29 protein-coding genes are annotated in these 26,503 nt (G+C 45.8%); 3 read left to right on the forward strand and 26 right to left on the reverse strand.

Annotation, left to right across the window (positions count from 1 at the left end):
- Positions 1–2: 2 nt before the first annotated feature.
- The 7 genes from fliQ to R7Q38_RS14510 all read right to left on the reverse strand — a co-directional run bounded on the left by fliQ (position 3) and on the right by R7Q38_RS14510 (position 5,533).
- Complete coding sequence (gene fliQ, locus R7Q38_RS14480; RefSeq protein ID WP_005380488.1) at positions 3–272, reverse strand: flagellar biosynthesis protein FliQ; 270 nt, start codon at positions 270–272, stop codon at positions 3–5.
- A 24-nt stretch (positions 273–296) separates the two neighbouring features.
- Positions 297–1,166, reverse strand: a complete 870-nt coding sequence (gene fliP, locus R7Q38_RS14485) for a flagellar type III secretion system pore protein FliP (RefSeq protein WP_005394311.1) — start codon at positions 1,164–1,166, stop codon at positions 297–299.
- A complete protein-coding gene (fliO, locus tag R7Q38_RS14490) occupies positions 1,153–1,566 on the reverse strand; it encodes a flagellar biosynthetic protein FliO (RefSeq protein ID WP_017820812.1) in 414 nt (137 codons plus the stop codon). Before fliO ends, fliP begins: the two co-directional genes overlap by 14 nt.
- A 1-nt stretch (position 1,567) precedes the next feature.
- On the reverse strand, positions 1,568–1,978 hold the full coding sequence (gene fliN / locus R7Q38_RS14495) for a flagellar motor switch protein FliN (protein WP_005380479.1): 411 nt from the start codon (positions 1,976–1,978) through the stop codon (positions 1,568–1,570).
- A gap of 58 nt (positions 1,979–2,036) precedes the next feature.
- Positions 2,037–3,083, reverse strand: a complete 1,047-nt coding sequence (gene fliM, locus R7Q38_RS14500) for a flagellar motor switch protein FliM (RefSeq protein WP_005380478.1) — start codon at positions 3,081–3,083, stop codon at positions 2,037–2,039.
- 7 nt (positions 3,084–3,090) lie between these two features.
- On the reverse strand, positions 3,091–3,594 hold the full coding sequence (fliL, locus tag R7Q38_RS14505; protein ID WP_005380477.1) for a flagellar basal body-associated protein FliL: 504 nt from the start codon (positions 3,592–3,594) through the stop codon (positions 3,091–3,093).
- 85 nt (positions 3,595–3,679) lie between these two features.
- Positions 3,680–5,533 carry a flagellar hook-length control protein FliK gene (locus R7Q38_RS14510; protein WP_239938777.1) on the reverse strand — a complete coding sequence of 618 codons (1,854 nt, stop codon included), beginning with the start codon at positions 5,531–5,533 and terminating at the stop codon, positions 3,680–3,682.
- Between the two features lie 280 nt (positions 5,534–5,813).
- Here R7Q38_RS14510 and R7Q38_RS14515 point away from each other — a divergent pair, with 280 nt between their 5' ends.
- Positions 5,814–6,128: an NIPSNAP family protein gene (locus tag R7Q38_RS14515; RefSeq protein WP_005380475.1), complete on the forward strand. Its 315-nt coding sequence runs from the start codon at positions 5,814–5,816 to the stop codon at positions 6,126–6,128.
- 40 nt (positions 6,129–6,168) lie between these two features.
- On the opposite strand, the gene fliJ is transcribed toward R7Q38_RS14515, so the two are convergent.
- The 18 genes from fliJ to R7Q38_RS14605 all read right to left on the reverse strand — a co-directional run bounded on the left by fliJ (position 6,169) and on the right by R7Q38_RS14605 (position 25,294).
- Positions 6,169–6,612: a flagellar export protein FliJ gene (gene fliJ / locus R7Q38_RS14520; RefSeq protein ID WP_005380474.1), complete on the reverse strand. Its 444-nt coding sequence runs from the start codon at positions 6,610–6,612 to the stop codon at positions 6,169–6,171.
- A 6-nt stretch (positions 6,613–6,618) separates the two neighbouring features.
- The gene (gene fliI, locus R7Q38_RS14525) at positions 6,619–7,938 is read right to left on the reverse strand and encodes a flagellar protein export ATPase FliI (RefSeq protein WP_132936877.1); all 1,320 of its coding nucleotides are present in this window, start codon (positions 7,936–7,938) and stop codon (positions 6,619–6,621) included.
- A gap of 3 nt (positions 7,939–7,941) precedes the next feature.
- On the reverse strand, positions 7,942–8,742 hold the full coding sequence (gene fliH / locus R7Q38_RS14530) for a flagellar assembly protein FliH (RefSeq protein WP_005380472.1): 801 nt from the start codon (positions 8,740–8,742) through the stop codon (positions 7,942–7,944).
- A 71-nt stretch (positions 8,743–8,813) separates the two neighbouring features.
- Positions 8,814–9,869 carry a flagellar motor switch protein FliG gene (gene fliG, locus R7Q38_RS14535; protein ID WP_005380470.1) on the reverse strand — a complete coding sequence of 352 codons (1,056 nt, stop codon included), beginning with the start codon at positions 9,867–9,869 and terminating at the stop codon, positions 8,814–8,816.
- Complete coding sequence (gene fliF / locus R7Q38_RS14540; RefSeq protein ID WP_005380462.1) at positions 9,862–11,604, reverse strand: flagellar basal-body MS-ring/collar protein FliF; 1,743 nt, start codon at positions 11,602–11,604, stop codon at positions 9,862–9,864. Before fliF ends, fliG begins: the two co-directional genes overlap by 8 nt.
- A 14-nt stretch (positions 11,605–11,618) precedes the next feature.
- Complete coding sequence (gene fliE, locus R7Q38_RS14545) at positions 11,619–11,930, reverse strand: flagellar hook-basal body complex protein FliE (protein WP_005384482.1); 312 nt, start codon at positions 11,928–11,930, stop codon at positions 11,619–11,621.
- A gap of 122 nt (positions 11,931–12,052) precedes the next feature.
- A complete protein-coding gene (locus R7Q38_RS14550) occupies positions 12,053–13,462 on the reverse strand; it encodes a sigma-54-dependent transcriptional regulator (RefSeq protein WP_005394318.1) in 1,410 nt (469 codons plus the stop codon).
- 36 nt (positions 13,463–13,498) lie between these two features.
- Positions 13,499–14,530 carry a sensor histidine kinase gene (locus tag R7Q38_RS14555; RefSeq protein ID WP_005380459.1) on the reverse strand — a complete coding sequence of 344 codons (1,032 nt, stop codon included), beginning with the start codon at positions 14,528–14,530 and terminating at the stop codon, positions 13,499–13,501.
- Between the two features lie 199 nt (positions 14,531–14,729).
- Entirely contained in the window at positions 14,730–16,196 is a 1,467-nt protein-coding gene (locus tag R7Q38_RS14560) for a sigma-54 dependent transcriptional regulator (protein WP_054575511.1), read from the reverse strand.
- A 287-nt stretch (positions 16,197–16,483) separates the two neighbouring features.
- Complete coding sequence (fliS, locus tag R7Q38_RS14565; RefSeq protein ID WP_005380457.1) at positions 16,484–16,894, reverse strand: flagellar export chaperone FliS; 411 nt, start codon at positions 16,892–16,894, stop codon at positions 16,484–16,486.
- 12 nt (positions 16,895–16,906) lie between these two features.
- The gene (locus tag R7Q38_RS14570) at positions 16,907–17,212 is read right to left on the reverse strand and encodes a flagellar protein FliT (RefSeq protein ID WP_005380456.1); all 306 of its coding nucleotides are present in this window, start codon (positions 17,210–17,212) and stop codon (positions 16,907–16,909) included.
- A gap of 3 nt (positions 17,213–17,215) precedes the next feature.
- Entirely contained in the window at positions 17,216–19,210 is a 1,995-nt protein-coding gene (gene fliD, locus R7Q38_RS14575; RefSeq protein ID WP_154205107.1) for a flagellar filament capping protein FliD, read from the reverse strand.
- A 21-nt stretch (positions 19,211–19,231) separates the two neighbouring features.
- Positions 19,232–19,666: a flagellar protein FlaG gene (gene flaG / locus R7Q38_RS14580; protein ID WP_005384493.1), complete on the reverse strand. Its 435-nt coding sequence runs from the start codon at positions 19,664–19,666 to the stop codon at positions 19,232–19,234.
- A gap of 92 nt (positions 19,667–19,758) precedes the next feature.
- Entirely contained in the window at positions 19,759–20,889 is a 1,131-nt protein-coding gene (locus tag R7Q38_RS14585) for a flagellin (RefSeq protein WP_005380449.1), read from the reverse strand.
- 288 nt (positions 20,890–21,177) lie between these two features.
- A complete protein-coding gene (locus R7Q38_RS14590; protein WP_005380447.1) occupies positions 21,178–22,311 on the reverse strand; it encodes a flagellin in 1,134 nt (377 codons plus the stop codon).
- Between the two features lie 262 nt (positions 22,312–22,573).
- Entirely contained in the window at positions 22,574–23,713 is a 1,140-nt protein-coding gene (locus R7Q38_RS14595; protein ID WP_005380443.1) for a flagellin, read from the reverse strand.
- A 146-nt stretch (positions 23,714–23,859) separates the two neighbouring features.
- Positions 23,860–24,762, reverse strand: coding sequence for a Dyp-type peroxidase (locus tag R7Q38_RS14600; RefSeq protein ID WP_239939074.1), 903 nt, complete (start codon positions 24,760–24,762; stop codon positions 23,860–23,862).
- Between the two features lie 46 nt (positions 24,763–24,808).
- Positions 24,809–25,294: a DUF2919 domain-containing protein gene (locus tag R7Q38_RS14605; protein WP_025768263.1), complete on the reverse strand. Its 486-nt coding sequence runs from the start codon at positions 25,292–25,294 to the stop codon at positions 24,809–24,811.
- A gap of 144 nt (positions 25,295–25,438) precedes the next feature.
- Here R7Q38_RS14605 and R7Q38_RS14610 point away from each other — a divergent pair, with 144 nt between their 5' ends.
- Positions 25,439–25,792 carry a DUF2956 domain-containing protein gene (locus R7Q38_RS14610; RefSeq protein WP_169630860.1) on the forward strand — a complete coding sequence of 118 codons (354 nt, stop codon included), beginning with the start codon at positions 25,439–25,441 and terminating at the stop codon, positions 25,790–25,792.
- Between the two features lie 3 nt (positions 25,793–25,795).
- Complete coding sequence (locus R7Q38_RS14615; RefSeq protein WP_025768262.1) at positions 25,796–26,128, forward strand: DUF4156 domain-containing protein; 333 nt, start codon at positions 25,796–25,798, stop codon at positions 26,126–26,128.
- A 34-nt stretch (positions 26,129–26,162) separates the two neighbouring features.
- Here the strand turns inward: R7Q38_RS14615 and R7Q38_RS14620 are convergent, their stop codons facing one another.
- Positions 26,163–26,450, reverse strand: coding sequence for a helix-turn-helix domain-containing protein (locus R7Q38_RS14620; RefSeq protein WP_005380433.1), 288 nt, complete (start codon positions 26,448–26,450; stop codon positions 26,163–26,165).
- Positions 26,451–26,503: the final 53 nt, after the last annotated feature.

Here is a 26,503-nt window from a genome sequence, read left to right on the forward strand (position 1 = left end):
CTCTAATAAAGCACCTGAGGTAAGCGTTCAATCAAGCCATAGAAATATTCCATCAACATTTGCGTCATCCAATGCCCAAACAGCATCAGGGCCAAAAGCGTGACAATCAAACGCGGTAAGAAGCTCAATGTTTGTTCGTTGATGGATGTCGCAGCTTGAAAAATCGCGACTACAAGGCCGATAAGCAAGCTCGGGATGATAATAGCGCAGACCATGATAAGCACCATCCAAAGTGCTTCACGGAAAAGCTCGACAAACATTTCTGGTGTCATGTCTTATCCTCTATCTGCGCTTATCTAAAGGGCAAAGCTGCCCGCAAGTGTCGAGAGTATCAAGTTCCAACCATCGACCAATACGAACAACATCAACTTGAACGGCAACGAAACAATCATTGGTGACAACATCATCATACCCATTGCCATCAGTACCGAAGCGACTACAAGGTCAATAATCAAAAACGGCAAGAAGAGCATAAAGCCAATTTGGAATGCAGTTTTTAGCTCTGAGGTGATAAAAGCCGGAATCAACACCGCCATCGACACATCTTCTGGATTCTCGACTTGCTCTCCTGACATGGTTACGAACGTCTCCAAGTCTTTGATTCGGGTCTGCTTAAGCATAAATGCTTTCATTGGCGCTTGTGCAGCATCAAACGCTTCTCGCGCCGTGACTTGCTCGTTCAAATAAGGCTGAACAGCTTTGTCGTTGATTTCGTTCAGGACAGGGGACATAACAAAAAAGGTCAAAAACAGCGCAATACCAATAATAACCTGATTAGAAGGCGTTTGTTGCAAACCCATTGCCTGACGCAATATCGACATCACCACCACAATTCGAGTGAACGAGGTCATCAGAATCACCATGGCAGGCAAGAAGCCAAGCATGGTCATTAACGCTAAAATTTGTAGTGTAACCGAGTAGTCTTCACTGCCATCAGGGTTCGTGGTCATGGTGAATGCTGGAATACCACCGCCACTAGAAACGGACATAGCACGGCTAGCACCAGTATCACTTTGCATAGCCTGAACTGTAACACCACTTCCATCGGCTAAGTTATCTGGCAGCGCTGACTCCTCTGCTTCAGCAAAGGTAAATGAAGAAAACAGCACGCCGACAAAAAGTAACAACGTACTCAGGAGCAAACGAATTGGATTACCCTTTGTCATGTTTTTTGATCAGCTGGCTAAATTGAGTCGCAAAAGCATTGGTCGCCAACTCTTCCTCTTTCAGTGGCTTATCTAACTTGGCTAAAGTTTGGATCGATTGGCTAGTAATCCCAACCAAAAACTGTTCTTCACCCACTTGAACTACTGCGATTCTTTCTTTTGTACCCACTGGCAACTGACTCACTATACGCAAGCCCTTTTGTTGTCCCATCGCTGGCACTTGCATACGTTTCAGCAACCAAGCCAGCAAAAGAATCACGCCGATTACAAGCACAAGCGAGCCAAGTGTCGTCGCAAGATCCAGATTATTTGGTGCGGCAGCAAATGCATAAGGAGCACTTAGTATTAAGCTCAGTGCTCCAGTGATTTGCTTCAATCGCATTTTGATTGAACGACTCATCTTAACGCAGCTTCTTAATTCGTTCAGTTTGGCTGATCACATCCGTCAAACGGATACCAAACTTATCGTTGACGACCACGACTTCGCCGTGAGCAATCAAAGTACCGTTAACCAATACGTCGAGCGACTCACCGGCTAGACGATCCAATTCAACAACCGAACCTTGGTTAAGCTGCAACAGGTTCCGAATGCTAATTTGAGAACGACCGACTTCCATCGAAATCGTCACCGGGATATCCATAATAGTGTCGAGTTTACGACGCTCATCTTCGCTAATTGGGCTTGAAGTGTCTTTTAGCTCTTCCAGTGGCGCAGCCAATACTTCATCTACGTCTACAGAAGGGGCAGACGGGTCTTCGCCAAGAGCGGCTGCCCATTCGTCTGCTAGCTTTTGATCGTCACTTGGTTCCATTTTTCTATCCTGTGTTACGCCTTACTCATGCCATAGCATGTCTGTTTAATAAGGTATCTTAATGGTCTATATCGTCTTCACTCTCAAGCTCGGACATGATGTCTTTACCTAAGAAAGCTAAATCTGTTTTGACGACATGTGGGCGCTCAATTTCCTCAGAAATTTGCACCGCTAATTTATCTTCCGAACGACCCATTTTTACGCGATAGGTCGGTAGGTCTTCTACAAACATCGTCGCATGTTCTGGCATTTCAATCGGGATGATATCGCCCGGTTGCAGCTCCATGAGATCACGCAAAGAAATGTCTTTTTCGAGCAAGTTCACACGGAAGTTAACCGGACAATCCATGATCTCTTCACGTAGTGCTGAGCTCCAGCGAACGTCCGTTTCCATCTTGTCGGACTGAACACCTGCATCCAATAGTTCACGGATAGGCTCAACCATGGAGTAAGGCATAACGACATGAAAATCGCCGCCACCGCCGTCAACTTCTATATGGAATGAACTCACGACAATCACTTCTGTCGGGCTGACAATGTTTGCCATGCTTGGGTTTACTTCAGAGTCGAGATATTCGAACTCTACCCCCATCACTGGCGACCACGCTTCTTTATAATCTTCAAATACAATTTTCAGTAACAACTGAATGATGCGGCGTTCCGTTGGGGTAAATTCACGGCCTTCTATTTTGGCGTGGAATCGACCATCACCGCCAAAGAAGTTTTCTACCAGAATAAAGACTAAACGAGCCTCCATGGTGATCAACGCAGTGCCTTTTAACGGACGAAAACGCACCATGTTCAAACTGGTTGGCACGTACAATGTGTTCTGGTATTCACCAAACTTCATCATCTGCACGCCATTGATCGACACCTCTGCCGTTTTACGCAGCATATTAAACAGACTAATACGCATGTGCCGTGCGAAGCGCTCGTTGATAAGTTCGAGCGTCGGCATTCGACCACGTACGATTCTGTCTTGCGACGAGAAATCAAAATTGACGGCGCCCTCAGTGTCGTTTTCTATCGGTTCATCGACGTCATCAACATCGTCAACCCCATGCAATAGCGCATCAATTTCGTCTTGGCTTAATAGATCGGTCACGTTTTACCTATTGAATAACAAAATCTGTAAACAGTACTTTTTCAATCACTGGCTTACCGACCGCAGCATTCAGCGCTGCTTTGATATCTTCGGAAGCACGATCGCGCAATTCCACTCGTCCTGTAGGAGAGCGCAATTGATCAACCGTCGCGGAAGCAAACGTTGATAGCATAGAGCTTTCAATCAGTGGCGAATGATACCGCGCCAACTCTTCATTTTCTGCACCGCGAACCATTAACTGCGCTTTAATTTGAACCAACCTATCGCGGCTATCCCCAGTAACGTTAAATACAAATGCCTGAGGAAGATTCACATACGCGATGGGCGCAGCATCCGATGCCTTCACTTGAGCCTGTTGAGACGATTCAGCCTGAGCAGGTTCATCAGAGCCCATTAGAAAAAATGCCGCTGCCCCGCCACCAAGTAGTAATACTACAACAGCGATGATGATGATAAGTAACTTGCTTTTTCCTTTCGGCGCATCGGCCCCTTGTAACTGTTCTTCTGCCATTCTTGTCTCTTATTGTTCTTTTGAGTTACCAAGACGTTTTAGTGAGTTGCTTGGTAACCATATTCCATTGCCGTTAAACGGCCTTTTATGCGTAAAAACTAATTCCATCACGCTTTGAAGCGACATTCAAATCCAGATTGACATCAGATTCAAAACCCTCTTCGGACTGTCCAGAAAAACCGCCACTTTGCGCGCTTTGACCATGTTGTTCAGCAGTATACCTACCTTGCTGTTGCCCGCTGTTTTGTTGCTGGACGGAAGAATCAGCCAGCTGTATACCTTGTTGTGCTAGCATTTCTCTCAAACGAGGGAGCGTCTGTTCAATAATGTCACGAGCTTGCGGGTTGTTCACTGTAAAATGTACATTGGCAACGTCGTTATTCATGGTCATACGAATTTGCATACGACCTAACTCTGGTGGATCAAGACGAATATCGAGATTTTTCAGATTCTTCGACATCATCATTTGCACTTTTTCCGCAACTTGCTCGTTGGCTAGCTCTTTAGTTAGTTGCAACGGAAGCTGAGCTTGTTGTGCAGCATCAATACGCGCTTGTTGCTGCACATTAATTCCTTGCTGACCTGCCATAGCCTGAAGCTGTCCAGCGAAGCCGTGTTGGAGGTCCGGCTTATCTTGTCTATCCGCAGTCGCCTTTAGCGCACCAGTCGCCAATGCTGCGTTCATCACTTTCTGGCTAATCTCTCCGTCTTTCACACCTTGAAGCGACGTCGGCACTTGGGCGGCTATCAACATATCGGGCGTTGGAGATAATGCGACTTTTTCTCCACTATGAGCAGTTTGTGGCTGGGGTACTTGAGCCGCTGTATGCTGGATTTGCTGAGACACTGCCATAGGTCCAGCCTGGCGAGTTAAATTACGTTGTACTTGTTGCTCTGCGAGAATCTGTTTAATGTCATTAGGGAGCGCAACAAATTGGGCAAGGTCTTGCTCAGGAATATCCGCCGTGATCGTTCCTTGTTTCAACCTTTCAATGATCTGAGCTTCTTGCTGAGTCAGTGCTTTTCCTTGCGCCAACTTAGTATCTATAACTTCAAGTTCATCCAAGGAGACTCGTGGAAGCGCGTCGATGTTGGAACCATCAACGTCTGTTAACAACGGCGACAGATCATTAGCTACTTCACCACTGACTGCGCTCTTAGCCGTCGGATGGCTGGCTTGTTTCGCTAGCTCTTGCCAAGCAGCAAACTCAGGCGAAAGTTTGTCGACATCGATAGGTTGACCATTCTTATCTAAAATTGGCTCTAAGTCTTGTCCTGGGATCATCTGTGCTTGTTCAAGCGAATGAACTGATGGCGTTTCATTCAAAGCAAGCTCATCAAGGTGTGTCGAAACGGTTGCTTGCTCGTGGAACGAATGCACTAAATTCGCGCTCTGAGGCAAAACTTTGCCACTATCGATGGATGCATTACTCGCATTCAGGGTTTGATTCGCTTGTTCAATTCGACCAAGAAGCTGTTGTCCTTCGCCCATCGTGCTTTTTACGTCCACTGTATTTGATGGGTTGCTCGTATCGATTGATGTTGATTTCACTTTTTCAATAGCTTCAACATCATGCTCCAAAGGTGTGCTGTTACTCGCCTTTTGTAAACTTGCTTCTTCACTTAAGGTTGCATTCGGTTTGTTTGCTGATATTTCATCAAAACCATGGGTCTCGTCACTGACGGATTCTTGGCTTTCTTGCGCCAACAATTCGTCCGAGACGTTAGCAGAAGAAGTACTGCCTACATCCGCTCTTTCTTTTTCTTCAACCACTGTCGATTCTGTTGCTACTTTTTCGGGCTTTTGTTTACCAGCAAACGCATCGGTTAACGTTTCTAAAAATCCCTTGCTCTCAGTGCTCTCTGCGGACGCTTTAGCGGACACATCAGAAACTGGCGTCTTGGTAGTCGCAGATACATGGGACAAATTCACACTCATTTAGAAACTCTCGTTCTCGTGGCTCTGAGTATATCGCTGGCAGGCAGCAATACTGGCGGCAAACTAAGGTCAAAAAGACCCGACACTGACAGCTAAAATGCAAAAATCACACCACAATATTGAGCCAATTCTCGGCAAGCTAATAGATGGCATGTTTATGGAACAAACATCAACAATACTATCCGATAACCTGGTTCCTAACATGATGTACAGCTACTTGATTGACTTTGAAAAACGATAAGCGTAAACAGACACTTGGCTTAACAATTAAGGAATCACTTTGAAGATCACAGAATTACGCCAATATAGAATCAGAGCAGGCAAAACAGAACAGTGGCTAAGTTGGATGAAGGAAGAACTGTTGCCCTATCAACGCTCACAAGGCATGCGTGTACTGAATACTTACGTCCACACTGGTGATGATGGACATGACTATTTTGTTTGGCTTCGAGAGTTCGACAATGAACAAGCACGCCAGGCTCTCTACGAAAAAACATACAACGAGTGGTGGGTTCGCGAGATTCGACCGAAGGTATTTGAGCTAATTGAACAAGACTCAATCAAAGTTACCTTACTTGAATCGGTAGAGATGTAGTCAACTGCAACACCGTAATGCAATATCGAACCGATAACGTTTAGAAACGATGTGGTTTTCGACTATAAAGTAAGGTGGAAAACTCGTCCATTTGCTTTTGTTCGCGCTTAGCTTCAGCAAGTTGTTTCTCTTTTTCGCGTTTATCTATCATCCACTCATAGGATTTGCGTTCTTTACGCACGGTTAACCAATATTCTTTACAGTTTTCAACCTGCTCTTTGAAATGACTTTCTGCTTGCTTTTGCTTAGATAAAGTTTCATCTAGCTGGGTAAGGAATCGATTTAAGTGTCCATATTGACTTGCCGTTAGGCCCGCCTGACCACGGTCGACGAGTTGCTGGCAATAATCAAGCCGATACTTTTCAATTTGTTCAACCTGACGGTAATAATCTTCGAGTTCAGAACGCGCTTTGTTCAGTGCAAGCACAGCTTGGTCTTCACGATCCTTAGTTTGCTCAAGTAGAAACTCCATCGCATTATTCATGCGCTATCACCCACCCAAAATGTTTCTAAGCATATTGACGCACATATCATATGACACTGATTCTTTCATGCTCTGCTGCAAGTATTCGTCTAACTTCGGTTTCAAAGTAAATGCGCCATCAATAGCAGGATCGGTACCCGGTTTGTACGCTCCAATCGAGACCAAATCTTGATTCTTGCGACAAATAGACAAGACCTGTCGCACCGCTTTTGACATCAGAACGTGCTCTTCGGTCGTGATTTGCGGCATAACACGGCTCACCGACTTCTCGACATCAATCGCCGGATAATGGCCTGCATCCGCCATTTCACGAGAAAGTACAATATGGCCATCAAGAATAGCTCGCGATGCGTCCGCTATCGGATCTTGCAAATCATCCCCTTCGGTCAACACGGTAAAGAACGCCGTAATCGAGCCTTGCTCGGCACTTCCATTACCCGCTCGCTCAACCAGCGCTGGCAGCTTGGCAAATACAGAAGGCGGGTAACCTTTCGTCGCTGGCGGCTCACCAACAGAAAGTGCGATTTCACGCTGTGCTTGTGCAAAACGAGTCAACGAGTCCATCAATAGCAGAACATCTAACCCTTGGTCTCGGAAGTATTCAGCAATCGTTAATGCCGTTTGGCACCCCTTTAAGCGCATTAGAGGTGAAGCATCGGCAGGCGCCGCGACCACCACTGAGCGGCGACGACCGTCCTCACCCAAGATCTCTTCGATGAACTCTTTAACTTCACGTCCACGCTCACCTATCAGGCCGACGACCACAACCTGTGCGGTGGTGCCTCGCGTCATCATGCCAAGCGTGACCGATTTACCCACACCAGAACCTGCAAACAGACCGATACGCTGACCTTTACCAACCGTCAACAAACCATTGATGGCTTTTAGGCCAACATCGAGCGGTTCAGAAATTGGTTTTCGAGCCAACGGGTTGATCGGCTCGGCATTAAAAGAGGCACGGTGATCGGTATACAAAGGGCCAAGTCCATCAAGTGGATTCCCAACCCCGTCTATCACGCGCCCAAGTAACTCCATGCCGACAGGCAAACCAGCGTCACTGGTTAAAGGGGTGACCCTCGCGCCAGGTAAAATGCCCGTAATTTGTTCGCTTGGCATTAAAAATAGGTTGTCACCTGAAAAGCCGACAACCTCGGCTTCCATCTGACCTGACATGGTTTCCACTAAGCATAAACTGCCAATTGGTGCGCGACAGCCGGTCGCTTCCAACGTTAACCCAACCACACGCACCAGTTTGCCAGAGGCGACAGGGCGCGTCGTAAGGCCTTCAACTTTGTAGCTTTTTAAGCGGTCAGCGAGTGCTTGCATGGATTACTCACCCTCTTGATGACGGTTTGCGCCACAAAAGCTGTGCAATACGCTTTTGACGCGTTCTTCCATGCGATAATTAATGCTTGATTCACCGGCTTCAATCTGGACGTCACCTCGATTGAGCGATGGTTCAGCAACTAACGTCCAGTTGCGACAATCAAGGTCTTCTTCACCATAAGCTGAACGAATAATCGCGACATCTTCTGGATTCAGGTGCAAGGTAATAGGGTGGCCTGATATTGGTAGCGCTTCAACCGACTGCTTCACTGTATCTAAAATAATTTGAGGGTTGGTTTGTACTTCAACGTGCACCACTTCTTTAACTAAACAGAGCACCATATCCACCAGCTGCTTTTCAACCTGAGCATTCATCAACTCCAAAGGTTGAGCAAACTGATTGGCCAAGTTCATAAAAGTTTCAACTTGCTGCTGAATGTATTCTTGCCCTGCAGTTACCCCTTCAGCTTTTCCGAGCTCGAGACCTTCAGCATGGCCGGCTTGCAACCCTTCTTCTTTACCTTTGTCGTAACCTTGCTTAAAGCCAGCTTCCTGACCTTGATGTAAGCCTTCTTGATAAGCACCTTGCTTAATCAGTTCAATTTGCTCTTCGGTTAGCGCAAGTGGCTGCTCTTCTTCAGGCTCATCAAAATTCGGCACCCATCCCGGGTCATAGTTGAACGCGGTTTGTTTTGCTTGTTTGGCTTTAGGCTCGCCATAATCAGGCAGCCCCCAACGTTGAGGTTCGATCATCGAATCATCTTCATCAGGACGGATAAATCCACGTTTTCTATCGCCAGCCATGGGTTACCTATTGTGTGTTCGATTAAGAAGTGAGGGTGCTCCGCAATAGGATAATTGCGAAGCAATAGAAATTATAAGAATTCGTCAGCACCGCCAGATAGCATAAGCTCACCAGCATCCGCCATTCGACGGGCAATTGCTAAGATTTCTTTCTGAGCGGCTTCTACATCTGCCACTCGTACTGGCGGCATCGCTTCTATGTCATCACGCATCATATCAGCAGCACGTTTAGACATATTCTTGAAGACTTTCTCACGTAACGAGTCATCTGCACCTTTGAGTGCTTTTTGCAACACGTCTTGTGGTACGTCACGCAGCAACTTCTGAATACCTTGGTCGTCCACCTCGACTAAGTTTTCGAAGACAAACATTAGGTCTTGGATTTGCGTCGCCATGTCTTCGTCCTGATCGCGAATTTGCTCCATCAACAAACCTTCGACGTTGTTGTCTAGGTAGTTCATGATCTCCGCTGCTGCTTTCAGGCCGCCAATTTTGGCTGCTTGTGCACCCGCTTGACCCGCGAACTGTTTCTCCATGATTTCGTTCAGCTCTGCCAATGCTGATGGCTGAACTTCTTCAAGGTTGGCAATACGCATCATCAGATCCAAACGCACGCGCTCAGGGAACTGAGACAAAATCTCTGCAGATTGGTCTGCTTCTAAATAAGACAATACGATAGTTTGAATCTGTGGGTGTTCATTGACAATAATGCTCGCCACTTGGCGTGGGTCCATCCATTTCAAAGAATCCAAACCCTTTGAGCCCGTACCAAGTAGGATCTGGTCAACTAAGTTGTTGGCTTTGTCTTCACCAAGAGCGGCAACCAGTGCATTACGCATAAAGTCTTCGCTGCCCATACCAATGTTGGTGTATTTCTGGATATCCTCCAAAAACGCACGATGAACAGCAGATACCTTGTCTTGGCTGAGATCCTTCGCGCGAGCCATCGCACTACCAACACGCTGAACCTGTTTTGGTTCTAGGTGACGGATAATGCCAGCTGCATCTTGTTCATTAAGACTCAATAGCAAAATTGCCGCTTTTTCTTCGCCAGTAATGGTTGAAACATCCAGCTCTACTGGCATTCCCGCAGCGTTATCATCTTGAGGTACGATATCGTTAGCCATTGTCATTCATCCAGTTTTTCACTACTTGAGCAGCCAATTCAGGTTCATTCGCAACCAGAGCGCGAACCGCTTTCAATACATCTTCATCTTTATGAAGGTTTGGCAAATCAATACTTGAGCCAAACTCGAACAGTTCGCTGCTTTCGATGTCACTGCCAATCAAGCTAGTTTCACCATCCGCACCAATCGGCAAGCCGTCTGGTCCGTACATTTCGTCTTCATCATCGCTGGTAGGGTTAAGCAATTTCTTCATTGCTGGGCGAACCAGAACCAACACAACCACAATAATCACTAATGCACTTGCGAACCAACGAACCCAATCACTGAAGTTAGGGTGCTCCCAAATTGGTGGTTCTTCTAGCTGCTCAGCCTCTGGCTCAGCAAACTTTACACTCAATACATTCAGCAAATCGCCACGGCCTTGGTCAAAGCCAACGGTACCAATTAATACTTGGCGAATGGCATTGATTTCAGATTCGGACATTGGGGTATAAGTCACTTCACCCGTATCAGGGTTAACTTGACGACGGTCTTTAATCGCAACAGAAACGGTCTGACGAGCCACCGTCCCGGTCTGCTTTCGCTCGTGGCTGATGGTGGTATCTAGCTCAAAGTTACGCGTGGACTCTTTACGAACTGACCCCTGCCCCATGACAGAACCATCTTTCATTTGAGCCACATCTTGCGGAATAGAGGCATCCGCTGGAGGCTGATTACTCAACGCACCCGGAATACCCGCTACCATGTTACCGTTATTGTAATCTTCGAGTGCGTACTCACTGCGGGTCGCAGGGGTGTTTGGATCAAAACGTTTGCGAGTTTGTTCAACCGCACTGAAATCCATTTGGATATCAACCTGCGCCGTATAGTTGCCATAACCTAAAATGGGTAATAGTACGGAATCAATTTTTTCGCGCAGCGCTTGCTCTTGGCTGCGTTCTAATTCTTGTTCTTTGCGTCGCGCCGCAGAAGCAGGATCTTGGGAGCCTGAGCTGAGTAAGCGGCCATGCTGATCTGTGACGGTAATTCGAGAAGTTTTCATTCCCGGCACGGCACTCGCTACCATGTCGACAATAGAATCCACTTCTTGCTGCTTAAGGTTAGTGCCTGTCGACAATGTCAAAAATACCGACGCAGACGCTTCTTGGTTATGACGCACAAACACGCTGTGCTTTGGCAGTGCCAATAACACTCGTGCTTTGCGAACTTGCTTCATCTCTTCAATTGCTTGAGCTAATTGGCGCTCTCGACTGAGTTTCAGACGCTCTTGCTCAAGACGTTGTGAAACACCAAAGCCCATGTCTTGCAGCAAAATATCATCGCCTGCTTCTGTAGCTTGGTTAACGCCGGAACGAACCATGCCAAGTTTGATCGAGTTGTACTCACTCGATTCAACAGAAACAGTATTGCCATCAAGCTTATAATTGATTTTCTGCTGGTCCAGATAATCCAGAACGGGGATCAATTCTTCGGTCTCATACGCACCAAGTGGGCGCATTTCCGGTTCTTTGACCCAAAAGAACAGCATCACGATCAATGCAACACAGATGGATATCGACAGCACAAGCACAACCTGACGAAGTAAATCGAGGTCGCCCACTGCCATATCGAATTTTGACGCACTGCGCTCCTCTAGATCTGGATTTTGACTCTCCACATCCACATCGGAACTTGCTACCAGTGCACCATCTGAGCCGCCTTCAGTGACGGTTAAATCTGTAGACTTGTCTGCCACACTTATTACCTAAATTACACTGGCATGTTCATGAGGTCTTTATATGCCTCAACGAGTTTATTGCGAATTTGAACCGTCGCATCAAAAGCGACACTAGACTTGTTACGAGCGATCATAACGTCAGAAAGGGATACATCGGCATCACCACGATCAAAACGGGTTTGTAAATCACCAGATGCTTTTTGAAGTGTGTTTACGTTATTGATGGCTTTAGTTAGGAGATCGTTAAAATCTGCTCCAACTTTCGCCCCACTTGCAGTAGGAGCCGTATTGGTTGCTTCTACCATCATGGCGCGCATTTCTGCCTGAATACCATCAATTTTCATTAGCACCTCTAAGCCAAAAGATTGACTATTAACAAAACTGATTATTGACACAGCAATTAACGTGCCATAAGACATTGGCAATCAATTTACTTACACTTTTTGTCTTATGGCCGTTGTCTGTGTTAATTCGGGATATCTATACCAGCATCACGCATTTTGGCAAGCTTATAGCGCAAGGTTCGAGGGCTTATACCCAGTTTCTCCGCCATTTCTTTGCGTCGACCATTACACTCAACCAAAGTCTCCAAAATAATGGCGTATTCTTGATCGCGCAGCTCGCTGCCTAAGCCTTCTCCACCAGTTACTGGGCGGCTGACACTCTCAGCTTGAGCAACTGGCTTAACATTGGGCACGACCATATCTGCGTTTTGCACCACGTGTTGCAAGCTATTGGCATCTTGCCAATCTACGCCCTCAAGCAAAATGTGCTCTGCATCGATGTCGCCATTTTCACTTAATATCAGCGCTCGTTGAACCACGTTATCCAATTCACGAACATTACCCGGCCAAGGGTATTGCAATAGTTTTTCTAACGCAACGGTCGAGAATTGAGGCACTGGCATGCCCATTTTGCTGCAATGACGCTCAGCAAGATGCTTGGCAAGCGGTGCAATATCGCCTTTACGTTCTTTAAGTGCAGGCCACGCAATTGGGAATACATTCAGGCGGTAATATAAGTCCTCTCTGAAGTTTCCTTCTGACACGTATTGCTTAAGATCACGGTTACTCGTCGCTAACACACGAACATCTAACTTGATGCTTTTGCGACTGCCTAGGCGCTCTACTTCTCGCTCTTGCAAAACACGCAACAACTTCGCTTGCAGGTTCAGGTCCATTTCGCTGATTTCATCAAGTAAGATTGTGCCACCTTGCGCTTGTTCAAACTTTCCTGGGCATGCCTGAACAGCACCAGTAAATGCGCCCTTTTCATAGCCAAACAGTGTTGCTTCGAGCATATTGTCAGGAATCGCAGCACAGTTAATTGCGACAAAAGGACCATTTTTACGATTTGACGCGTTGTGAATATAGCGCGACATCACTTCTTTACCTGAGCCACTAGGACCTAGCACCATAACATTCGCATCTGTACGTGCCACTTTATCGGCCAACGCAAGTAGACGCAGACTTTTTTCATCAGCAACGATAGCATCACCGTTGTCATCACTTTTTATCGGTGCATAACGACTGACCATATTTAGCAACACTTCTGGTGCAAATGGTTTCGCCATGTAGTCAATCGCGCCATCTTTCATTGCAGACACGGCATCTTCAATGTTGGCGTACGCCGTCATTAGCAATACTGGTAAGTTAGGCCAATTCTGCTTGATGCTTTTGAGCAGAGCTAAGCCACCCATACCCGCCATTTGCACATCAGAAACGACGATATCAACCGTATTCGATTTCAGCTTCAACAGTGCATCTTCAGCACAGTCCGCTTCCAACCATTCATACCCTGCCAGAGCCAGAGTATCGACTAGGGCTTCACGAAGACCTTCATCGTCTTCTACGATCAGCACTTTGCTTTGCGCCATTATGATTCTCCAGAAATTGTTATTACCAAAAGCCGCTTATTGCGCTTCTGTTTGCACTCGCTCTAGCGGAATGCACATGGTGAAGCAGGCTCCATCACCCTGCTCTGAAATAAGTTCCAATCGACCGTCATGGGCACGGCAAACCATTTGAACAACTGCCAACCCTAATCCAGTTCCTTGAGAACGTGTGGTAAAAAATGGCTCCATGATTTTGGCTTGCAGTTCTTCGGGCACTCCCGGTCCGCTGTCTTGCACAGAAATGCGTAACTCACCATTTACCGGGCGGAAAAAAATATCGACTTGCGATTCTTTACCAGACATTTGAATCGCATTCATGACCAGATTACTTAATGCGGATGCAATGGCGTTCGCATTGCCTAGTAGCTCAGTTTGTTCTTCTTCCACTTCTAGGCAGTAATCAATACTGTTGTTTTTTAGCGCGGTTTCGACCATCGGCTGATATTCCGCTACCAACTGGGCAATCGTGAATGGCTTAATGACTTTATTATCACCACCTTTAGCAAAAAGCAGCATATCATTAACCTGCTTTTCCAAATCGTGCAGTCGATCCATTAATTTGGTTTGGAAGCGATCTTTTGTCGCTGGAGGAAGATTTGGCGCTCCCAAATTGGATGCATATAACATAGCGCTCGACAGCGGCGTTCTTACTTGGTGAGCAAGCGACGCAACCATACGTCCTAACGACGATAAGCGCTGTAAATCACTGACACGAGCTTGAAGTAAACGGGTTTCGGTTAAATCGGTAATCAGGATCAATTGACCTGTTGTGGACGCCGAGATGGCGAGTCGAACTTTACGGCCATTCCGCAGGGAAACTTCATGGCCATCATCTTCACGTGGGTCAAACACCGCCTGGATAACGTTGAACCATTTTTCGTTAACCAGTGGAATCTCAAGAATTCGGTGCGCTTCTGGATTTGCTTCACGCACTACTCCGTACGTATCGAGCAAAATCACTCCAGCAGGCATCACATCGAGCACCTGTTTGTAGCGCTCAACCTGATTCTCTACGGAATCTAAATGGGATTGATTGGTGTTGTTATCCATTACTGCCTGTCGAAATATCGCCGCTAAAACTAAAATAGCTTGGTAAGCAATTAGCGTACCAAGCTATTTTTTATATTTATCAGGACGTTAAGCCATCGACAATAAGTTGACACTCAGAGATAACGGTTTTGGATGCCAGAAAAGCGATGTTAACCAGCCCAAGTGATTATTCAGATATCGTCTTAAAACTTCACTTTACCTAGCGCTGTAAGTTGTACTTACGCATTTTTTCCACCAGCGTAGTACGTCGCATACCCAGCATGTCGGCCGCTCTTGCTACAACGCCACCCTGCGCTTCTAATGCTTGGCTGATCATATTAACTTCTAAATCAGCCAGCAGCTCTTTCAAATTAACCCCTTCCGGTGGCAGCGCTTGCGGGGCGTTCATGCTGTGATCAAGGTCGTCTTGATCTTCAAAGCTAAAATCTTCAGAGAAGATATCTTGGAATACGTCACGCTCTTGCTCTTCCACCGAAACAAATGGATTGCTCTCTGGTTGGAACTCTGGGATGTCACTGTAGCGATATTTGGTTGGTAGATGGTTTACATCCACCAAGCTATTTGGATACAGAATAATCATTCGCTCAACAAGATTAGCCAACTCGCGTACGTTGCCCGGCCAGTGATGCTCCATAAGTGAGTTGATTGCACGAGGTGTAAAGCAGATAGGTTGTCCGCCTTCCGCCTCTAAACGTGTCATCAGTTCTTGCAGCAGCAATGGTATATCTTGTTTGCGCTCTTTCAGCGCTGGCATCTCAATTGGAAACACGTTCAGGCGATAGAACAAGTCTTCTCGGAACGTGCCTTCTTCAATCATATTTTCTAGATTACGGTGTGTCGCCGCCACCACTCGAACATTTACCTTGATGGTACTATTGCCACCTACACGTTCAAAGCAGCGTTCTTGCAATACACGAAGCAACTTTACTTGCATCGACATTGGCATATCGCCAATCTCATCAAGAAAGATCGTGCCACCGTCTGCGAGCTCAAATCGACCTTTACGGGCAGTTAACGCACCAGTAAACGCGCCTTTTTCGTGACCAAATAATTCGCTTTCTAGGAGCTCAGGCGGTATTGCACCACAGTTAATAGGTACAAATGCGCCATCGCGGTATGAAGAATGATAGTGGATGTTACGCGCAACAACTTCTTTACCCGTACCGGACTCACCTAAGATCAACACGTTTGCTTCTGTGTTTGATACTTGCTCAATCAGGTGTCGAACTTCTTGAATACCTCTACTTTGACCAACTAAGCTGCGAAAAAGCGTGTTTTTGCGTGCACTAGCAACAACATTCACTCCTTTTCGCCCCAGAAAATCTTTGCAGTGGCGTAACGCTTCACTAAGCTGTGGGTAATTAAGCGGCAGCTCTAGTTCACCAACAAAATTTGGAAGATCATCAACAGGCAAAGGAAAACGGCCCATGACTAGAAGAGGGATGTGGTAAGCGCTGTTTAAATGAGAGATAACCGTACTCGCCGCTTGACCTGCTGGAATATTACCAACAATACAGCACGACCATACGCTAGACCAATCAACATCGCTGAGCTGATCAGAACTGACCGCTTCGCAATTTTCTCCAACAAATTCCAATATATTGCTTAAATTTAAACGACTTGATGCGTCATCATCAATTACAAGCAGCTTTGCCAAACCATGCATAAGTAAGAATGATTGCCTTTATTTTAGGTGCGTTGCGGCCAAACCTTGATTTGCGCAATTGGGTGCTAAAGAAGGCAGAACCACCACACTCAATTTACGATAGACAAAATAGGAAAATCAGCAACAAAAAAGCCATTAGGGCTACTAATGGCTTCTATTTTATTTGAATATAAAAATAAGGCAACCAAGCAATGGAGAGGTGTGAGCTTGATAGAAACTTTGCTACACAACTCGTTGCGCAATTGACAAATATATTCGTCTAGTATCTTAACGCATTGTTTTGACTATTAAATACCAACTTCAGCAGCGGTAAGATTATGAAACTCTGTTGGGATTTGGTCCCAAGCGGACTTGATCTCACGGATAATATCGATAACGTCGTCGATCAGCTGAGGCTCATTTTGATGGTTAGCAGCAGAAATTTGCGTGATCATAAACTCATACAGTGAATCTAAGTTTGAAGCAATATCACCACCGTCATCCATAGATAGACAGCTGCGTAGCGCGATAATGATGTCTAACGCTTTACCCAAGCGCTCACCTTTTGCTGGAATATTGCCTGCTTGCATGGCTGCTTTACCTTGAATAAGGCGCTCAATCGCACCAGCCATAAGCATTTGAATGACTTTGTGCGGAGAAGCCGCGCTAAGCTGGCTGTCGACTGATACCTTTTTGTATGCTTGCAAAGAACCGCGCATAGTAATCCTCTTTTAAATAAATTTTTTGTACTGCTGAAGTGAACGCTGGCCATAACGAAACTTATGGAGCTCTTTTCCGACCTTTGACGTTTCCGATTGCATCAGCTCGACAATTCTTTTGGTACGAGTTAGCAATGCTTGCCACTCTGCATCCTGCTTAACCAAAGGATTTTGATGAATAATTGGTAACAGGTTTTGCAATAACCGTTCCCTGATATCGACCAAGCGAAGAATTTCTTCAGCATTAAAATCAATTTTTTCTAATTCTTGCGTAATTAGTTGATCTATATCACTAATTTCCATGAGTTCTTTTTGCATTTATTAACCCAACGCACTCATCAAAGCGCCTAACTGGCCTTGCATTTTACCGGTCGCATCTTGCATCGCGGTAAACTTCGCATGAGTACGCTTCTCTAGGCTTTCCATGCGGCGATCTAATGCCGCTTGATCGTCACTCAAACGGTAATTTTGTTCTGTGAGACTTTTTTCTCGAGTACGAATACTGCCTGTAATACCTGTGATACCGTGAATCGCATCTTCTACTCGTTTAGCAAAACCTGTGTTGCCACCGAAGAACTTTTCTAACTCGTTGAAGTTATTGTTCAACTGGCGGTCTAGCATGTCATAGTTGATTTCTAGTGTGCCTTGACGTGTGGTCGTAATGCCAAATTCTGTTAAGGACTTTAGGTTTTCAGGTGCTTTATCGATTCGAGTAGAAAAAACCGATTTTAATCGTGAATCTGCACTGCGTACGGTGCTGTCACCTGACAACGGCCCTTTTTGACCAGTTACCGGATCCACACTCGCCAACGCTTGGGAGGTTTGATAAAACGAGTTATACGCTGCCACAAAGTTTTCGATATCGTTGCGTACACTTTGACGGTCGTACTCGACACCAATTTCAGCAGGCGGTTTATTCGGTTCTGATTTGCCTTTTAGTGTTAAATCAACACCTTCGATCGCATCTTCAATCACATTGTTGTGGCTAGATAGCTTTGCCACGCCATCAAGCAGAACTTCTGAATCTTGCCCTGCTTGTACTTCTGTCATTCCAAGGTATTCTTCAAAAGCAGATTGTGCCTTTGCGATTTTCGCTTCTGCTTCATCAATTTTTTCCAGACGCTCACGTTCTTGAGGATCAAGTTTAGCGCGATGAATTTGCTTAGCTTGCGCTTCGGAAAGTTCACCACGTGCCACTTTTTCGTCTAACGCTTGCTTTTCACTCGCAATTTTTTGCTCGATTTCCGCTTTTTCTTGCTCAAGAAGCTGCTTAGCCTCTTTCGTCGTAACGTAAGAATCGGTTAGGGTGCCCGATGCGGCATTATTCCAGCCTGGTACATCTGGTGCCTTCTCGATTGCCTTTTCGTCGAGTTCGAGCTCTGGTTCTTCATAAGAGTCCAACAAAGTACCTGACGCAGTTTCTGTCCACCCTGGAATTCTGTCTTCAGGGCGTAAACTCGCGCGTCGGTTGGCTTCATCAATGGCTTCTTGACCAGCTTTGGCTGCTTCTGCACCCGCCGCAGAGATTGGCGCTTGCGATGCATCATCTTGTACATCGTCTGCCGCTTTTTGCTCTTCTGGAGGTAGAGGATTGCCGTTTGCATCCAGCTCTTCTGCTGGTTGTTCCGGAAATTTAAGAGGACCTAAGACATCTTCCGCCGCTGAACGAGCTTCTTCAAGCGCGTTGACGCGGTCTTCAAGTGTTTGGTATTCGAAATATTTAAGAGGGTTGCCTTTTTCTGCCTCCACACTGACTCTGATTTGATGATCCTTACCAGAGAGGTTAGAAGCAAGGATAAGGCGTGGACCTTCGACGTCGTTAATAAGAGATGCACGAACGCCAGGGTTATCTTTAGCGCCATTGATGCCACGTACGACATCGATGAGCTTAGATCGGGAACGAACATCGATATTAAAACGCTCATCACCAAGCGAAATCTGCAGCTTACCAGGGCCAAATTTTGCGTCTTCTGGCAATACGTCAGAAGCGACTTTATGGCTCTGAGCAAGCTGCAACACATCGATAGCATATTTGCCAGCGATAGCATCTGTGGTTGCCGTGGCAGATACGATATTGTCATCGGTCGTTTCGACAGTGCGAACGGCAAATGCTTTCTCCTGACGAAAGTTCGCCATGAGATTTTTCATCGTATCCAATGATTCTCTGAGTCGTCCGTAAGCACTGATACTGGCATTAATTGTCGTGCGTTCGTTGTCGATGCGTTGCTGCTTTGGTACGCGTTCGGCATCCACAATTTTGCTGACCATGGAATTAATATCCATGCCGCCAGACATCCCCAAAGGGCCTAAACTCATCAAATCACCTCTAAAAACGACTTACACTTTTTCAGTCAACAACCCGCTGTTGGCTGTGTGCTCAGCTAGGCGACGCAATACCACTAGCATTTCTTCATCAGGAATTTGACGAATCACGTCACCGGTATTGGCTTCATAAATCGTCACCACATCTCGTCCGGATTCTTCATCCACTCGAAATGCGACTCCTTTGTTTATGGACGTTACAAATTCATTCATTTGTGCGACCAATTTTTCACGTTCTTCTTTGTTCAGTTCTTGACGGCTTTCAGCCATCTCGATCGCAGCTTGAACAGAGAAGTCGTATTCGGTGTTTTTCGCTTTTTGCGGCGAAATCTCACCATTTGAATTTGCTGGGCTAGACGTGCCTATATCATTGCCATTTTTATTTGCAAACTTTGTGCCATTTGGCGTGCCGTAAGGCTGGATGTTCGATGCGTAGGAGGATATATCCATTACAATCTCCCTTCCACCTTATGGGCTAACGATAGAATCTATCGCTTTGGTGCCCCAGCACTAAGGTGTTGACCTCAGGCTGGGTTTACCACTTAGCCCAACAAGCTTAGCGCTGCAGATGGAGACTGCTTCGCTTGAGCCAGGATTGAAGTACTTGCTTGCTGAAGAATTTGCGACTTAGTCATCGCAGTGGTTTCCTTCGCGTAATCAGTATCTTTAATACGGCTTTTAGACGCGTTAACGTTCTCGTTAATGTTGTCTAGGTTGCTGATTGCGTGGTTGAAGCGGTTTTGGAAAGCACCGAGTGAAGCTCGTTGGCTGTCTACGGACTTAAGAGCGCCGTCGATAACCGCTACTGCTTCTTGAGAGCCAGCTACTGTGGTTACGTCGATGTCTTTCACTGTTACGTCTTTCGGACCACCAAAGCCGATCTCGTCTGCTAGGTTGCCAGAAAACTCAACATCACCTTCAACTTTTTGAGAAGAAGCAAATACTTGTAGTTTGCCATCTTCGCCAACAGAGGCTTTTACATCATCGTTTTGACCGTTGATGTATGTCGCTAGCTGTTCAATATCATCGCCTTGCTTAGCGCTGATTGATAGCTCTTTCTCTTCACCCTGCTTGTTGGTGTAGCTCATTTTGAACTCTGTTTTCTCACCAACAGTCCAAGATGCGTCTTTACCCTCTTCTGCTGCGTAGCTCTTACCACCCATTGCTGAAGTGTCTGAGCGTAGGTTACCCATAGAAAGCATCACTGCTTCACCTGAGTCCGCACCGATTTGGAAAGATTGAGTACCGTAAGTACCGTTTAGAAGCTTGTTACCACCGAAAGAGGTAGTTTCAGCAATACGGTTTAGCTCGTCGTTTAGCGCTGTTACTTCTTCTTGGATCGCTACACGCTCTGCTTTTGAGTTAGAACCGTTCGCAGATTGAAGCGAAAGATCACGCATACGTTGTAGGATGTTGGTAGATTCATTCATTGCACCTTCAGCAACCTGTGCAATAGAAATACCGTCGTTTGCGTTTTTCACTGCCATGTCTAGGCCACGGCTTTGTGCATTCAAGCGGTTTGAAATCTGTAGACCTGCAGCATCGTCTTTCGCGCTATTGATTTTATAACCCGAAGACAAACGCTCCATTGATTTTTGTTGACCGTCAGCTGCCTGGTTTAGGTAACGCTGTGCAGTCATCGCAGAAACGTTAGTATTAACGTTAATCGCCATAATTGATCTCCTTAAGGCTTTAGTGAATGTACCGTCGTGTCTCTCACCTCACTTAGGTACATCTCATTTCTCTCAGTCCCTTTAACGGCGACCGATGAATATCCTTTAGAAGAAATTTTCAATTTTTTGCGATTATTTTCTTTGGCTTACTGAAATGTGATGAAGCTCTAATGTCGTGATTCGCAGAAATCCTGGGGCCCCAAAAGACAGAAAAAAACCCAGCCGAAGCTGGGTTTACTCGCTCATCTCTCACCACGAGCCAATGAGGTTCTCGTCTTAGGTTTGAAATTAACCTAGCAGACTTAGCGCTGAGTTTGGCGCTTGTTTCGCTTGCGCAAGGATTGAGCTTGACGCTTGCGATAGAATTTGTGACTTGGTCATTGCCGTCGTTTCTTTCGCGAAATCTGTATCTTTGATACGGCTCTTCGACGCATTCACGTTCTCGTTAATGTTGTCCAAGTTGCTGATTGCGTGGTTGAAACGGTTCTGGAATGCACCTAGCTCTGCGCGGTGGCTGTCTACGTATTTCAGTGCTGCATCGATGATAGCAACAGATTCTTGTGCGCCACCAACTGAGGTTACGTCGATAGTATCTACCGTTACTTTTTTACCTTCGCCCAAACCTAGCTCACCAGATAGGCCGCCTGAAAACTCGACTTCGCCTTCGACTTTGTTGTTGCCAGCAAAGATTTGCAGTTTACCGTCTTGGTCTACTGAGGCTTTCACTAGGTCAGTTTGACCGTTAATGTAAGTCGCAAGCTCTTCGATATCGTCACCCGCTTTTGCGCTGATGTTGATTTCTTGCTCTTGGCCGTAGCTGTCCGTTAGGTTGATTTTTAGGTCGTTCTTACCTTCAGCAACGTTCCAGTCTTTACCTTTACCACTTTCAGCTTGGTAGCTCACACCGCCCATCATTTTGTTGTCTGAGCGCATGTCTTTTAGCTCAAGCATCACTGCTTCACCGTTATCCGCACCGATTTGGAACGATTTCGCACCGTGTGTGCCGTTTAGTAGCTTGTTACCACCGAAAGAAGTGGTTTCTGCGATACGGTTTAGTTCGTCGTTTAGCGCGGTCACTTCTTCTTGAATCGCCACACGTTCTGCTTTCGAGTTTGAACCGTTTGCTGATTGCAGAGACAAGTCACGCATACGTTGAAGAATATTAGTGGTCTCATTCATTGCACCTTCAGCAGTTTGTGCAATCGAGATACCGTCGTTCGCGTTGCGAACCGCTACATCCAAACCACGGCTTTGTACGTTCAAACGGTTCGAGATTTGTAGACCCGCAGCGTCATCTTTTGCGCTGTTGATTTTAAAACCTGAAGACAAACGCTCCATAGAAGTTTGTTGAGCTGAGTTTGCGTTGTTTAGGTAACGCTGAGCGGTCATCGCTGATACGTTAGTGTTTACATTCACTGCCATGGTGATTTCTCCAATTGATTTTCCGGTGTAGCGGTTTCCGACGTCTCGGAAAACCAAGTAGTTCTCTCAAAGTTACTTTTATTAACGGCGCATGCCCTGTTTTCTTTAGAGAAAATTTAGATTTTTTTGAAAATAATTCGTTTGGAGGGGTAATCGTGACAAAGCGGATAAAAAAGCAAAAAAACTTTCATTTTTCGCTAAAGCTTCTTTTCGAATTGTCGATACAGGCAGGTTTTGCGTTAAATTCGGGCAAGGCCGTTCATCAGCCAAGCAAGGTCAATGCTAGGTTTGGCGCTTGTTTTGCTTGCGCCAGAATAGAAGTACTGACCTGTTGTAAAATCTGCTGCTTCACCATTTGCGTAGTTTCTTTGGCATAGTCAGTGTCTTGGATACGACTGTTGGAAGCGGCTAAGTTTTCGTGGATGTTATCGAGATTATTGATCGCGTGATTAAAGCGGTTTTGATACGCGCCTAACTCCGCACGACTGCCATCTACCGTTTTCAAAGCATCATCTAAAATGCCGACCGCCATCTGAGCGCCACCGACCGTGCTAATATCAATACTATCTACCGTTCTATTTACGGTGACATACTTGCCAAGTTCTAACTCATCAGCCAGGCCACCACTGAAGGTTGGTCCAGGGTATTTTATGGCGTCCTTGTGGGACATGAGTAACTGCAGTTGCCCCTCCTCATTAACAGACGCTTTCACTTTATCGGTTTGCCCATTAATGTAAGTCGCGAGTTCTTCTATATCGTCGCCAGCTTTAGCTTCAATACGGATCTCCTGCTCTTCAAAATTGTTATCACGGTAGCTAATAACAATTTCATTATTTCCGTTTTGAACCGTCCAATCTGAACTGACTCTTTGATATGAGCTCATTGAAAAGCTACCTAAAGATTCCGGCTGCATGGTCCGCAGGCCAATTTGTACCGCTTCACCAGCCGTTGCTCCGATTTGAAAAGACGATGTACCGAATGTGCCATTCAGCAATTTACGTCCGCCAAAGGAGGTCGTTTCTGCAATACGACTTAACTCATCATTTAAAGCAGAAACTTCTTCTTGCAGTGCAGTGCGCTCCGCTTTGCTGTTTGAACCATTGGCTGACTGTAGCGACAAATCACGCATACGTTGCATGATATTGGTCACCTCATTCATCGCGCCTTCCGCAGTTTGCATGATGGAAATGCCGTCATTCGCGTTACGTACCGCGACATCCAAACCACGCATTTGTGATTGCAAGCGGTTGGATATTTGCAGACCCGCAGCGTCATCCTTTGCGCTATTAATACGCTTCCCTGAAGACAAACGCTCCATGGATTGATTCAGCATATCCGTTGCACTGGTCAAATGACGCTGTGCGACGAGTGCTGCCACATTGGTATTAACGGTGATAGCCACGAGACACAGACTCCAAATAAATTAAGGCTTTGAGTACTTATCGACCAAGTAACAGAAAAGTTTAGTGTTTTTTTGAAAAGAGATTGGAATAAAAATAGAAAACAAAAGCCCTCCATTGGAGGGCTTAAGAAATAAAGTCTGAGAACTTACTTGATGGCTAGCTCTGCGAGCATTTCTTGTGAAGGAGCGAAGAAGTACGCACCAGTTACCGCTTTTGTGAAACGAAGCATTTGGTCTGCTTTACCATCGGTCACGCCGTACATACTTTCTAGCATCACTTTAATGTTATGAAGTGTATTGCAGTAAGAAATAAACAGCAGGCCATGAGGCCCTGTTACCGTCCCGTATGGCAAGCTATGACGGACAATCTTGAGACCTTTTCCTTCTTCTTTAATATCAACGCGACCAACGTGTGATGCAGCAGGAACGTCTTCTAGCTCGATAGAGTCTGGCTTGGTACGACCAATCACTTTTTCTTGCGCTTTGACATTCAATCGATTCCAAGCGGCAAGGTTATGTTCAAAGCGCTGAGCCATAACATAACTGCCTCCAGCAAATGGGCCCTCTTTTACTAGAGCCACATCAGCGCGAGCCTCCCCTTTCGGGTTTTCTGTGCCATCAATGAAGTCTGTCATATCACGAGCATCAAGGTAACGGTACCCATATGTTTCGTCCACAATGGTGACATCTTGTGCCGTCTCTTCTAGGAACTTACGCAGAACATAAAAGTGCAAGTCGTGACGAGTAGAGTGACAGTGAATCAGCACATCGACATCCGATGCAGGCGCTACGATGTCTCCTTCGCCAAGTTGAGTAAAATCAATAAGCTCTTCTGGCGCGTCTACATTAAGGTGTTCCCAAAACGATTTTGTGAATGCGATAGAAAGCGTCAGCGCTGCACCCGGCTGGGTAATGTTTAACTCTTCCACCAACTTTGGCAGTGCTTTCAGTTTTTCTAATACGTTTTCACGGTTTTGGTTCACTTTGAGTTGAGTGTACAGTGCAAATGGCCCGGCTTCTGGCACGATCGCCGTTTGAGCTTGTGACATTGAGGTTTCCTCTATTACTTTGCCCCAGAGTGGGAAGTTATTGTTTTTAATTCTTTGAATGCTGCTGTTCATCGTGCGCCAATTGTGGCACATGAAAACAGTCTTTTACCCATCTTCCATTTAGAAGATAGATCATAAACCAAGCTAATAAGGTAATGGTAAGGGCGTTTGCCCAATTAAACACTCCATGTTCTAGGTACACATGATACATGGTCTGAGCAAGTTGAATACCGCACAAGATCAAAGTGATCTCGCGACCATAGCGAGTAATTCTGTTTACCCATCCTCTGTCGGGATGACGAAGCCCCATTAACCACATAAGAAGCAAACTTGGAATGCCCATCGCCAAACCTAAATACAACGTACTTGAATCTGGGTAAACAATAGCGAGTAGCTTGCTGCCACTATCACGACTTACACCAGCCATGGCAAACACCACCCATGAACGCACAAGAAACATCCATCCCACCCATAAAATGATCGGCGCCTTTAAAAATCCATGAGCGTCATATTGGTCAAACGAATAGCGCACAACATCTTCTTCTTTATGTGATAAAAACGTCACTTTAACCTATCGTTTCAGAGTTGCAAGCCAACAAAGATGAGAACTGAAGTTCATTTCAGCACCTTACACAGGTAAACTAAACAAAGATTTACAGCGACGTTGATGAGAAACATGAAAAAAAGAACTCCAGCTACCCCAGCGCCTTCTCAAGAAACTCAAGCCGAAGCGATGAGAATTGCCAAATCCACGCAGAAACCGGGGCAAACCAAAGAGCAAACCAAGCTTATCGCTCAAGGTATCGAAAAAGGCATCGCGCAATATAAGAAACAACAAAAAGAGCGCAACCGCCAAGCCGATAAAGCGAAGAAAAAACAGCAACGTGAAAAACAACGTCAGCATGAAGAGATTATCGAACAAGACAATATCACCGACGATGCGCCAAACCATTCATCAAGCAAACTGCCTTGGACACTACTTGTTCTGAGCTGGATTGGCTTTGCTGCTTACATAGTATTGGGGAAATAGCTAATGAAACGCCTGTTACTTGGACTTTTTGTCGTGCTTCTAACGGGTTGCACGATGCCTTCTCACCTTACTCATGCTCAAAGTCAAGATGTTCATATTCGCATTGACGCGCAATTCAACCCTGAGCGATGCGAATACAAAGGCGAAGTCACCGGAAGTGAAGGCCATTGGTATAACTACATTTTCATGACTAATGACGCGATGATGCAAGGCGCGATGAACGATTTAAAAAACAATGCAGCGGCTATCGATGCGGACACCGTTTTTATGGTTTCCCCACAAGATTTTATCACTTCATTTAGCGTGCTGGGTTCCGCCTACCGCTGCAATGGATGAGGCCTGAATATGAAAAAAGCCAGCAATTGCTGGCTTATGCACGAAATCCAAGACTGCTAGCGATATCTCTCTCCCGCTCTAGAACCCATTGGCTATCAAAAGGCCCCCAATCTGAAAGTTGATAATAGCCGTCATTATGACGTCGGCCATCTTGAACGAATATGAGTTCAATGCCGATCCCAGGTAACGCCTTGAGTACATCTTGAATAGTACGACGAGGCCACCCCGTTTTTTCGATCAACTTTGGCACATTCGGCCTTTCTAGGTTTTCCACCAACAAGGCCAAATATAGCCGCCTTGCAAAAACAGGACTCAATTCCATTGACACCTCCTAAAATTGTGCTGATTCATTATTTCGTTTTTGCTCAGCGAGGT

The sequence above is a fragment of the Vibrio sp. Vb0598 genome (genome assembly GCF_033338935.1).
GTDB classification, from domain to species: Bacteria; Pseudomonadota; Gammaproteobacteria; order Enterobacterales; family Vibrionaceae; genus Vibrio; species Vibrio alginolyticus.